Below are 11,399 nucleotides of genomic sequence, written 5' to 3' on the forward strand. Positions count from 1 at the left end.
CTGCGGCGTGGTCAGGCCGGCGCGCGTATTGCCGGTCCGGTAACGCCGTCGATCCCCATGCGCAAAAGCTGGGCCAGTTCCTCTTCGGATTTCACGCCCTCGGCGATGACCACGATGCCCAATGAGTGGCAAAGCGTGGTCAGGCCACGCAGAATGCTCTGCTGCTCAGAGGAGGCGTGAATGTCGCGCACCAGGCTCGAATCCACCTTCAGGTAGGAGAGCCCCACATCGTGAAGCTCGGCAAGCTTGGTGAACTCTGATCCCACATGCTCGATACCGAACTGGCAGTTAAGGTGTCTGAGCGTGGCGCAGAAACCGCGCATACTCGCCAGCGCACGCGAATCGAGGGTCGCGGGGATTTCGAAGCAGAGTCTGGGGGCGAGGGTGGCGTTTTTCTCCAGCAGGGTACGTAGTTCGTTGACGAAACGAGCGTCGGTGATGGCGGCGATCGAAAGGTTGATGCCCAGCCACTGATCCGGGTCCTGACGAAGCTGCTCCAACGCCTGCTTAATGACCGCCATATCCAGCGCAGGCTCTAGATTAAAGCGCGCAAGCCAAGGAATGAAGACCCCAGCGCTTTGCCACTGCTCGGCCAATTGCAGCCGGGCCGGGCTTTCGTAATGCAGGACATTTTGCTGAGCGTCCAACACCGGGAAGCGGCCAAGCTCGGGGCCTTGAAGCAGCGCCGCGTCCAGCGCCGTGCGCCACGCCGCGTGGGTGGCAAAAAGCGGCTGACGCTCGCGTTCGCGCACCACGACCGGCAACCTCCCTTGAGCGCTTTCCGCCTCTGCCAGCGCCGTGTCGAGCGTGGCCATCAGGTCGCTGCGTTCATCGTTGGATGCGTAACTGGTAATCGCCGCCGGCAGGCGAAGTTCTATCGTGTCACTCGCCGGTCTTAGCGTCGCAAGCGCATGTTTTAAGCGAGTGCTGAGCTCGTCGGCGTCGGTTTGAAACGGTACTGCCAGTATGAAATCGCTGCCGTTGAGCCGGCCGATCAACGTCTCTTCAGAAGTAGTATCGAGTGTAGCCAGCTGACCCACCAACCCCTTCAACAGGTTGTCCGTGGCATCGTGGCCGAGGCGGTCGTTCAGATCCACCAGATCCTCCACGCGAACGATCGCCATAAGCCCTGTCGCCCGCGCATCGTCGCTATCCAAAAGTGCCGCCAGTCGGGTCATGAACACCCCGCGGTTGAGCGCGCCGGTGAGTGCGTCGTGTTGTAGGTCGCGGCGTAACTCATCGAGCTTTTGGCTTTCGTGGGTCAACATCTGGCGCACGTTGTGAGAGAGCACGTTCATGGCACGCGCTACCTCGCGTAGCTCGCGGGTACGCGGCTCCTTGATGGTGGTAAAGCGTCGCGCGCTGATATTGCGCGCCTGTTCAACTACACGACTGAGCGGGCGCTTGATGGTACTGACGATCACCGCCGCCACGGCCAGGCTTGCTATCCCTGCCGCGATGAACCAGGCCGCCAGCTCCATGAAGCTTCGCCACAGTGCCCGGTACGCAAAGCTGTACTGGCTTTGCAACGTTAGCGTTCCGTACTGCTGCCAGCCTTCCTGAATGGTGGCGGTGCCCGGCGGAATGTCAAAGTCGATCAGGTGGCGAAACCAGCCGGGCACGTGGCCTTGGTACTCACTTGCCACACGCTCGACCAATACGCTGCCGTCGGTGTCGCGCAGTACGATCTGCTGGTAATAGCCGGTGTCGAACTGCGCCGAGATCAGTAGCTCGAGAATCACCAGGTCCTTATCGAGCTGCGTCATGGAGAGCGCCAGAGCGGTGGCGTTATCCTCGTTCTTGATGCTGATTTCCTGCTCGATGTAAGCGCGGCTAGTGGTGATGCTGATCGCAAGGCTTCCAACAAAGGAGAGCAGCAAAAGCCCGGTGATGGCCAGCCAAAGCTGTTTGATAAGCGACATAACGGCACGTCCTTTTATTGAAAGCTTTTATTAAAAGCCCTTATGAAAAACCTTCCTGCGCGGTCTTTAGAGAAAGCCTTGAGATTGCATACGTTCCAACACGCTACGCCAGCGCGAAAGGCGCGCCAAGGGATCCGCGCGCGATTGCGACGAGCCGCCGGCCCAGAGGCCTTCGCTGTTGAAGCTGAATACCGGGTCGAGATCGGTACGCTGTGACGCGGGCGAAATCGATGGCGCCATGTTATCGAGAACCAACGGCACAGCGCTTGGGGTATCATAGTAACCCAGCACCATGTGCGCTTGGGTAATACTGCTTCGGCCAATACGGGCGCGTACGTAAATCATGCGAAGACGCTCGCCGGGAACCCCGAGCTGCTTGAGCGTAATGTATTTGGCGATCGCATAATCCTCGCAGTCGCCTTGGCCCTTACCCATAGCCTCGAGCGGCGTGGCCCAGTAATCTTCCTGCCCCCAAACGACGATATCGTCAACCCAGCGGACGTTACGGTTGAAGAAATCGTTCACCTCACGAAGCTGCGTTTGAATATCCTGGCCCGCAGCGCGCTGCAAAAGCGCAAACCATCCCTCGAGGACATTGAGCCCCGCTTGGCCGTACATCGACCTCATACGCTCACGCAGCCGCGTCGGGTCGAACGCCGATGCCTGAAAAGGGTACAGGCCTAGCCCCGCGCCCAGCGCCAAAAGCCCGGCGGACGCCAGAAACGTCCGCCGGGTCAGGCCCGCATGGGTAGAGGAGGAGCATCGAGGCATAAACGCCCAGCTATCGTCGAATGAAGCTTAAGATTACAAGCTGGCGTGCATCAGTGCTATATAACTCATTATAAAAATGACGGAAAAAATTAATATTTTAGTGATAGTGCCATGGAAGGCGTCGAGGCACTTGCTAATGCTCCTGCTCAAGCAGCGGTTCGAGCAGCGGCCATACGTTCTCCAGAATGAGCGGCTGGGCCTCAGCGGTCGGGTGAATGCCGTCGCTTTGCATCATCGCGCGATCCAGGGCGATGCCCTCCAACAAAAAGGGGAGTAGCGTCACGTCGTACTCGTCTGCAAGCGTGCGATACACGCCGGTGAAGGCGTCGCGATAAGCCTGGCCGTAATTGGGTGGGATATCGATGCCCAGCAACAGCACCTGGGCGTCGGCGGACTGGCTTTGCTCGATCATTCCGGCCAGGTTTTCGCGCATCTGCGTCGGAGGTAGCCCGCGCAGGCCGTCGTTGCCGCCCAGTTCCAGCAGCACGATGTCCGGGGCGTGCTGGTCAAGCACGTTTTCGAAACGCTCCAGGCCGCCGCCGGTGGTTTCACCGCTAATACTGGCGTTCACCACCTGCGCCTCATCTTCAAGGCGGCGCTCAAGTAGTCGTACCCAACCCTGGTCCTGCTCGATCCCGTAGGCCGCGCTCAGGCTATCACCCATCACCAGAAGCGTCGGGCGCGACTCGGCACCGGCAAGACCGGGGTGAAAGAGCACTATCAGTGCGACCAGCCCGGCGGTTACCATGCAGGTAAGCCGATGCCACATTAAAGGGATGCCACGCTTCATGTCCTACTCCTCTGACAAGGATTCGACGACTTCCTCTCAACCGGAAGCCGAGCGCTCAAGCTTAACCGATGAGACGGCCAAGGCACACGCCCGCGATACGCATCAGGGGCCGCCGGTGCTGCTCGCCGAGCGCCTTTGCAAACAGGTCAAAAGCGGCGAACGGGCGCTGACCATTTTAAAGGATCTCTCGCTTTGCGTGGCCCACGGCGAAACGGTAGCGATTTTGGGTAAAAGCGGTGCCGGGAAATCGACGCTTTTAGGCATTTTAGCCGGGCTCGACACGCCCAGCGACGGCGAGCTGAGCCTGTTCGGCCACCCCTTGAGCCGTTTGGACGAGGATGGCCGCGCGGCGCTGCGCGCCGGGCGGGTGGGCTTCGTATTTCAAAACTTTCAGCTTCTGCCCACGCTTAGCGCGCTTGAAAACGTGCTGTTGCCGTTGGAGCTATCGATTCGCGCCGGTGAAACCCAAGCGGCGCACGCTTGGCTTGAGCGAGTAGGGCTTGCCGAGCGCGTCGAGCACCTGCCGAAACAGCTCTCCGGCGGTGAGCAGCAGCGCGTGGCCATCGCCCGCGCCTTCGTGACCGATCCGGAGCTGGTATTCGCTGACGAGCCCACCGGCAATCTGGACCCGGACACCGGCGCTCAGGTCATCGATCTGCTGTTCAGCTTGAACCGCCAGGCGCATACCACGCTGATTCTCGTCACCCACGATTACGCCTTGGCGCGGCGCTGCGACCGCTGCCTGCGGCTGGAAGGCGGGCGGCTCACGGCGTTCGAGCCCGAACAGGCCCTGTCCGGCGGTGGCGATGAGTAACGTCAATTGGCGCCTGGCCGCGCGTAGTCTCAAACGCGATCTACGCGCCTCGGACGTACGCGCGCTCTTTATCGCGCTGGTCCTGGCCGTGGCGGCGTCCACCATGATCGCGTTTTTCCTGGATCGGCTGGAGCGCGGCCTGGAGCGCCAAGCGGGCCAGATGATGGGCGGCGATCTGGTGCTCGAGCAGCGCGAACCCTTCGACGATGCGCTGCGCGAAACCCTCGAGCAAGCGGGCTTTTCGCTCAGCGACCAAGTCGATCTGGTGTCGATGATCAGCCAGGGGGAGCGGTTTCAACCCGCGAGCCTCAAGGCGGTCGACGAGGTCTACCCGCATTATGGCGCCACGTTGGTGGACCGGGGCAACGGCACCGAGGAAATACCCGCCGGCCCCGCCCCTGGCGAGGCCTGGGCCGACCCGCGCCTGTTCGAGCTGCTCGAGCTTGAGTTGGGCGAGCGTGTTCAGGTCGGCGAGCTAACGCTTGCCGTGACCGGGATCGTCGAGCGCGAGGCCGACCAGTCCGCCGGTTTTAGCAGCTTCAACCCGCGGCTGATGCTCAACACTCAGGATCTCGAGGCGACCAACCTGCTCCAGCCGGGTTCGCGTATCGAATTCGAGCTGCTGGCCGCCGGCCCGCCCGCCGCGCTCGAGCGCGTTCAGCCGCTGCTGGACGAGCTGCGTGAAGCGGGGGTCGAGGTGCGCGACGTGCGGGTCGACCGGCCGCAGCTGGGCAACGCGCTGGCCCGGGCAGAAAGCTATCTGGGGCTGGCGGGGCTGGTGGCGGTGCTTTTGGCCGGCGTCGCGGTGGCCATGTCGACCCGGCGCTACGTCGAGCGCCACTTGGATACCGCCGCACTCCTGCGCTGCTTTGGCGCAAGCCAGGCGCAGCTCGTCACTATTTTCGCGCTTCAGCTACTGGGCCTTGCGCTGATCGCCTCGCTGCTGGGCGCGCTGATCGGGCTAGTGGGGCAAGCGGTACTTTTATGGCTACTCGCGCAGTTTTTGCCGCTAACGCTGCCGCCACCCGGAGTGATGCCGCTGGGCCTTGGCGTGCTGACCGCGCTGGCCGTGCTGGTCGGGTTTGCCGGGCCGGCGCTTTTGCGCATCAAGCAGGTCAGCGCGCTAAAAGTGCTGCGTCGCGAGCTCGACCCGCTGCCGCCGGCGGCCTGGCTCGTTGTGGGTGTCGCCGGCGTGGTGTTTGGCGGGCTGTTGTGGCTGTATTCCGGAAGCCTACCCTTGGCGGCCGGGTTGCTGCTCGGCGGTGGGGCGCTGCTTGGCGTGCTGTGGGCGGCCAGCGCTTTGGTGCTCAGCCTGGTATTGAAAGCAGTGGCCAGGCTCTCCGGCGCAACGCCCTGGAGCCAGGCATTTCGCCTTGGCGGTCGCCAGCTCGCTCGGCGTAAACAAGCGGGCATGGGCCAGCTGTTGGCGTTTTCCGTCACGTTTTTTGCCATGGCGATGATCGCCCTGGTGCGCGGCGATCTGCTCACGACCTGGCAGGATCAACTGCCGGATGAAACCCCCAACTATTTTGCGATCAACATTCAGCCCAGCGAGCGCGACGCTTTTGATGCCGCCATCACGCCCCGAGTGGATACCCAGAGCGCGCTTTATCCGATGGTGCGCGGGCGTATCACGGCAATCAACGGCGCGCCACCGCGAGAGGCCGTGCCCGTCGAGGCCCGCGGAGACGGCGCGCTGCGTCGTGAGCTAAATTTGACCTGGCAGGCAACGCTACCCGAGGGCAACGAGGTAATCGCCGGCCAGTGGTTCGACGCCCAGCGCAGCGAGCCTCAGGGGTTTTTGAGCGAAGTCGACGCCAGGCCCGCGAGCGCTTCCATGCCGGGCACCGCCGAGCAGGGCACCACCGTACCGATTTCCGTCGAGCAGGGCTTGGCCGACCGGCTAGGGCTGACGCTGGGCGATACGCTTGCCTTCTCCATTGGCGGCGAGACGATCGACACCCGCATCGAAAGCCTTCGAAGCCTCAACTGGGACAGCTTCAAGCCCAACTTCTTCGTCATCTTCCCGCCCGGCGTGTTGGAAGCCTTTGGCCACAGCTACATCACCGCGTTTTATCTGCCGGAGCGCGAACAGGATTTAATCACGCAACTGGTGCGCGATTTTCCCGGGGTATCGCTTTTGAACGTCGATGCAATTTTAGGGCAGGTGCGTGAGGTGCTGGGGCAGGTCACTCGCGCCGTCGAGCTGATTCTTATGCTGGTACTGCTGGCCGGCGTCAGCGTGCTGTACGCGGCGCTGACCGCCAGCCGCCCGGTGCGCGCCCACGAAAGCGGGCTTTTACGCGTGTTCGGCGCGGGCAATAAGATGATTTCCCGCGTGCAGGGCGCCGAGTATGCGTTACTGGGGCTTGCAAGCGGCCTCATGGGCGCGTTTCTGGCCGAGGTGGCCAGCGCCGCGCTTTATCTCTTCTGGCTCGATTTGACCCCGCGGCTGCACCTGACGCTATGGCTCCTGCTGCCGCTGGGCGGTGCCGCCCTGATCGGCCTGATCGGCCACGCGTTGTCGCACAGCCTTCGCCGTCAGGCGCCAGCGGCGAGTTTGGGGCTTATGGGGGAGTCCTGAATGCTTGCCTGACTCTTTGGCCAAACTCTTTTGTTGAATTAATTTTCCTTTCAGCCTGTTGGCTAGCCGGGGTTGTGTGGTGCTCTTTGACAACGCCGCTGCGCTTGGCAATATAAGCGCTTGGTTAATAACGATGATGATCGTTCGAGACACGGGATCAAACGAGGACACGGCATGCAGGTACAAAGGAATAGTTCGAAACGCAGCGCGTGGATGTACTGGAGCGCTGCTGCACTGCTGGGTGTTTCGACCTTGGCCAATGCATCGTCTCAAGCATTCGAGGGCGATCTACGCGAGCGGCTGAGCCGTGACGGGGGCGAAGTCACGTTCTCGCGCGTTTACGAAGATGCCGAACAGGGGACTCATGTCGCCGAGGATATTGCGGCACAGCGGCCCGATGGAACCTCAGTCTCTATCGGCCGCTATACCGTTGAAGGCGATTACGACGCGCCGGCGGCGATCTCGTTGCAGGACGTTGTCTTGAACGATCCGGCGATCGGTGAAGACGGGGTGACACTCGAGACGCTTCGTATTGTCCATCCGGAACATGCCGTGCGCTTTTTAAGCGTACTGGATGAGCCGGATTTCAGATTCGATGACATCGAGGCAACGGGGTTTCGGATGAGCGTGCCCAATCAATCTTTCGGTGATGGACCTTTTAATGTCTCGGCACAGAACATCGTCATCGATGCCCTAAGGGCCTCGGGCGTCACGCAGCAAGGTGTGGAGCAGTTGAATGCGCATGGGATAGAGTCTCATATCATACTGGACTCTCAAAGCGGTAGCGCCACCGAGCTGAGTATCGAAACGCTGGGCCTTCAGGACTTCGAATGGCCAAGCCAGCACGTTGATCATATGGGTAACTTTGAGGTTGGTCAGATGCAGCTTGACAGTGAGCTTTGGCACGTTGGCTTTGATCGACTCTGGCTGGACGGTGATCCGTTCGATGGTGCTATGGGGGTGTATGGAGGCTTTGCCGACTTGAGGCCATGGCTCGAGCAGCTACCTGCCAGGGAAGGCGAACAGTTGAGCATGGTTTATAACGCGTTCGTCGGCGAGCGTGACCAGCTGCACTTTTCCATTGAGCATCACTCAAGTCTTGGCGAGGGCAACAAGCGAGTGCTGGACACCGCGGGTAATATTCTCATACCCGGCGCGGGCAGAGTGGAGTACGACTTGGGTGCCCGGCTGCAATTGGCGGACGGCATCGAACCGAATTTTGTGCTCGATGATAATCAGTACCTCGATTTGGCGCAGATCAATGGTGGAAACGCTTCACTGACCTATGACGATGAAGGCCTGCTTCCTCGAATACTTCAATTGCTATCAGACAGTCTGGGAATAAGTACCGAAGAAGCGCTGCGTCTGCATCGTCGAGACTTCATGCTCATAGCTGAAGAAGCCGCTCCCGGGATTGATGAAATTTTGCTTGCGATGCTCACTCTCATGCAAGAAGACGCCGAGCGTATGACGATTGATATGATCTTTCCTAAGGGTATCCTTGTGAGCGAGTGGTTGATGGGCCCACACTATTGGAATGAAAGATACGATATCAGCGTCGAGCTCGAGTAAAGCCAGCTAAGCGCTACCGGGTCTGTATGAGCTTTGCTCATCATGGCCGTGAGGCGGATGCGATGAAAGTCGTGTCTGGCTGAGGTATCATGGCCGCCTTGCTTTTTTCGATGCCCTAGCCTGTGAGGTTTGCCCCATGTTCAGCCGCGATATGACCATTGCCGGATTCGATGATGCGCTTTTTGACGCCATGCAAAAGGAAGTGGCGCGTCAGGAAGATCACATCGAACTGATCGCCTCCGAAAACTACGCCAGCCCGCGCGTGCTCGAGGCCCAGGGCAGCCAGTTGACCAACAAGTACGCGGAAGGGTACCCGGGTAAACGCTACTACGGCGGCTGCGAGTTCGTGGATATCGCCGAAAACATGGCGATCGACTACGCCAAGGAGCTTTTTGGCGCCACCTACGTCAACGTCCAGCCGCATTCCGGCTCTCAGGCCAACAGCGCCGTATTCCAGGCGCTGGTCACCCCCGGTGACACCATCCTGGGTATGAGCCTGGACGCTGGTGGCCACCTGACTCACGGCGCCAAACCGAACTTCTCCGGCAAGCACTACAACGCCGTTCAGTACGGCCTGAACGACCAGGGCTTGATCGACTATGACCAGGTGGCCAAGCTTGCCCGCGAGCACCAGCCGAAAATGATCATCGCCGGCTTCTCCGCCTACTCGCAGATCATTGACTGGGCCAAGTTCCGTGAAATTGCCGATGAAGTGGGCGCCTACCTGCTGGTCGACATGGCCCACGTGGCAGGGCTCGTCGCTGCAGGCGTCTACCCAAGCCCGCTGCCCCACGCCCACGTGGTCACCTCGACCACCCACAAAACCCTGCGCGGCCCGCGTAGCGGCGTGATTCTCTCCGCCGAAAACGACGCCGAGATCGAGAAGAAGCTGCAGTCTGCAGTGTTCCCCGGCGGCCAGGGCGGCCCGCTCATGCACGTCATTGCCGCCAAGGCGATCTGCTTCAAGGAAGCGATGGCGCCGGAGTTCAAGACCTACCAGCAGCAGGTGGTCAAAAACGCCCAGGCCATGGCGAAGGTGTTCATCGACCGCGGTTTCGATATCGTCTCCGGCGGTACCGAAGATCACCTGTTCTTGCTCTCGCTGGTCAAGCAAGGCGTGACCGGTAAGGATGCCGACGCCGCGCTTGGCCGTGCGCACATCACCGTCAACAAGAACGCCGTGCCCAACGACCCGCAAAGCCCCTTCGTCACATCGGGCCTGCGCATCGGCACCCCGGCGGTCACCACTCGCGGCTTCGGGGAAGAAGAGTGCACCGAGCTTGCTGGTTGGATCTGCGATCTGCTCGACGTACTCGCATCCGGTGACGATACTACCGCCGTCGAGGAAGAAATCGCCGGCAAAGTGGCCAAGGTGTGTGCGAAGCTTCCGGTTTATAAATAAGCTTTGAAAGGCTGTTAGCAACGTGCGTTGACAGTGCTAAAAATATGATGGGTGCCGCTGGTCGGCACCCATTTTAATTATGCGCCAAGCGTAGAAAGCTTATAGAGGCTTTGCTTTACTAGTTTTTCTGCGCGTTCGAAAGAGCCTGCCTCAACGTAACAGCGAAGCTCCGGCGCGTTGCCGGAAGGGCGCAAATGAACGATCTCACCGTTTGAAAACGTCACCCTCAGGCCATCGGTCGTATCAATAGCGGTGATGTCCCCCAAAAGCCCGAGCGAGCGCTGCAGTTTTTGCGGCGATTCAGACCACTGCTCCAGTAAGGTTCGGCTCTTGTCCACGGGAAACGCCTTGAGCCGGTCGCTGGCGGTATAGTGCTCGGGTAGCGCTTTATTGAGCGCCGAAAGCGTTTGGCCTTTTCGGGCGGATTCTACCATCAGTGTAAGCGCCGGTAGCAACGCGTCGCGAGTGGGCAGGGCGGCCAGCGTACGGCCTTCTTTTTGTAATGGGGTTTGAAGCAAAAAGCCGCCGTTGGCTTCGAACCCGGCAACGCTTGAGAACGTATCCGACAACGATGCCATGCCTTCGAGCACGAACGGTGAGCCAATGCGCGTGCGGACCACTTTTTTAAACGCCCCACACGCTTCGATGACTGTGTTGCAGCTGATCGGTACTGCCAGCGCCTCGATACCCAGCGCTCTTGCGCACAAAAGCCCCACGATATCGCCTCTGAGCCAGTTGCCGGTTTCATCGCCCAAAAGCGGCCGATCACCGTCACCGTCGGTTGAAAGCAGCGCGTTCAGGCCGTGCTGCTGTGTCCAGGCGCGCCCCTTGGCTTGGTCGTCAGCGCTGACGGCTTCGGTATCGACCGGTACGAACGCATCACTACGACCTAGCACGACGACATCGGCGCCCAAGGCATCTAGAATATAGGCGCTCAAGTCTCGTCCGGCTGCGGAGTGTTGGTAAAGTCCTACACGCCACCCCTTGAGCGGCTGATCAACGAACCAGCGGGTATAGCGCTCGGCGTAGGCTTCGTTCGCCGCGTCAGAAAGCGCCTCACGGGCAGGCGCCGAAAAAGAAGGCAATTCGACCTTCGCCGATAAAATAGCGGACTCCTCGGCCTTAGTGATTTCGCCATCCGGGCGATAGAACTTGATACCGTTACGATCAAACGGAATATGACTACCAGTGATCATGATGCAAGGCACTCCATCCTTCATCGCTTGAAGCGCTAGTGCTGGTGTCGGCAATACCCCATAATCGTCGACTGCAAGCCCGAGTGTTTTGGCGGCGCTAGTGCAGGCAGCGGCCATGGCTGGGCTACTGGGGCGGCGGTCCATTCCAATAGCAATGCGCTCGAAGCGAAATGAGCCCTGCATAGCGTTGATGAAAGCAGCGGTAAAGGCGGCGCAAACCTCATCGGTAAATTGTTCGACCAGGCCGCGCGCGCCGCTGGTACCAAAGGCGATACCGCTCTGTTCGATAACGTATGAGGTGAAAAGGGGGGAATTCAAGAGTGCGCTCCTTTTAGAAATGACACAGGG

8 protein-coding genes are annotated in these 11,399 nt (G+C 60.3%); 4 read left to right on the forward strand and 4 right to left on the reverse strand.

Features of this window, described 5'->3' with window-relative positions; genetic code table 11:
* Positions 1-11: 11 nt before the first annotated feature.
* The 3 genes from MQW23_RS07685 to MQW23_RS07695 all read right to left on the reverse strand — a co-directional run bounded on the left by MQW23_RS07685 (position 12) and on the right by MQW23_RS07695 (position 3,483).
* Positions 12-1,922 carry an EAL domain-containing protein gene (locus MQW23_RS07685; RefSeq protein ID WP_252107274.1) on the reverse strand — a complete coding sequence of 637 codons (1,911 nt, stop codon included), beginning with the start codon at positions 1,920-1,922 and terminating at the stop codon, positions 12-14.
* Between the two features lie 66 nt (positions 1,923-1,988).
* On the reverse strand, positions 1,989-2,693 hold the full coding sequence (locus MQW23_RS07690; protein ID WP_252107275.1) for a transglutaminase-like cysteine peptidase: 705 nt from the start codon (positions 2,691-2,693) through the stop codon (positions 1,989-1,991).
* 133 nt (positions 2,694-2,826) lie between these two features.
* Positions 2,827-3,483: an arylesterase gene (locus MQW23_RS07695; RefSeq protein WP_252107276.1), complete on the reverse strand. Its 657-nt coding sequence runs from the start codon at positions 3,481-3,483 to the stop codon at positions 2,827-2,829.
* Between MQW23_RS07695 and MQW23_RS07700 the strand changes: the two genes are divergently transcribed.
* The 4 genes from MQW23_RS07700 (at position 3,482) to glyA (ending at position 9,855) form a co-directional block, all read left to right on the forward strand.
* Complete coding sequence (locus tag MQW23_RS07700; protein WP_252107277.1) at positions 3,482-4,297, forward strand: ABC transporter ATP-binding protein; 816 nt, start codon at positions 3,482-3,484, stop codon at positions 4,295-4,297. The two genes, MQW23_RS07695 and MQW23_RS07700, sit on opposite strands and share 2 nt — an antisense overlap.
* Positions 4,290-6,881 carry an ABC transporter permease gene (locus tag MQW23_RS07705; protein WP_252107278.1) on the forward strand — a complete coding sequence of 864 codons (2,592 nt, stop codon included), beginning with the start codon at positions 4,290-4,292 and terminating at the stop codon, positions 6,879-6,881. Before MQW23_RS07700 ends, MQW23_RS07705 begins: the two co-directional genes overlap by 8 nt.
* Before the next feature lie 174 nt (positions 6,882-7,055).
* Positions 7,056-8,453 carry a hypothetical protein gene (locus MQW23_RS07710; RefSeq protein WP_252107279.1) on the forward strand — a complete coding sequence of 466 codons (1,398 nt, stop codon included), beginning with the start codon at positions 7,056-7,058 and terminating at the stop codon, positions 8,451-8,453.
* A gap of 136 nt (positions 8,454-8,589) precedes the next feature.
* Positions 8,590-9,855 carry a serine hydroxymethyltransferase gene (gene glyA, locus MQW23_RS07715; RefSeq protein WP_252107280.1) on the forward strand — a complete coding sequence of 422 codons (1,266 nt, stop codon included), beginning with the start codon at positions 8,590-8,592 and terminating at the stop codon, positions 9,853-9,855.
* Between the two features lie 77 nt (positions 9,856-9,932).
* On the opposite strand, the gene MQW23_RS07720 is transcribed toward glyA, so the two are convergent.
* On the reverse strand, positions 9,933-11,369 hold the full coding sequence (locus MQW23_RS07720) for a phosphomannomutase (protein ID WP_252107281.1): 1,437 nt from the start codon (positions 11,367-11,369) through the stop codon (positions 9,933-9,935).
* Positions 11,370-11,399 lie beyond the last annotated feature (30 nt).

The sequence above is a fragment of the Halomonas sp. S3-1-1 genome (genome assembly GCF_023757625.1).
Lineage (GTDB): Bacteria > Pseudomonadota > Gammaproteobacteria > Pseudomonadales > Halomonadaceae > Vreelandella.

Bases quoted from the DNA above. Each gene is read 5' to 3' on its own strand.
- MQW23_RS07685 (WP_252107274.1), bottom strand. From the start codon at position 1,922: ATGTCGCTTATCAAACAGCTTTGGCTGGCCATCACCGGGCTTTTGCTG.
- MQW23_RS07690 (WP_252107275.1), bottom strand. From the start codon at position 2,693: ATGCCTCGATGCTCCTCCTCTACCCATGCGGGCCTGACCCGGCGGACG.
- MQW23_RS07700 (WP_252107277.1), top strand. From the start codon at position 3,482: ATGTCCTACTCCTCTGACAAGGATTCGACGACTTCCTCTCAACCGGAA.
- MQW23_RS07695 (WP_252107276.1), bottom strand. From the start codon at position 3,483: ATGAAGCGTGGCATCCCTTTAATGTGGCATCGGCTTACCTGCATGGTA.
- MQW23_RS07705 (WP_252107278.1), top strand. From the start codon at position 4,290: ATGAGTAACGTCAATTGGCGCCTGGCCGCGCGTAGTCTCAAACGCGAT.
- MQW23_RS07710 (WP_252107279.1), top strand. From the start codon at position 7,056: ATGCAGGTACAAAGGAATAGTTCGAAACGCAGCGCGTGGATGTACTGG.
- glyA (WP_252107280.1), top strand. From the start codon at position 8,590: ATGTTCAGCCGCGATATGACCATTGCCGGATTCGATGATGCGCTTTTT.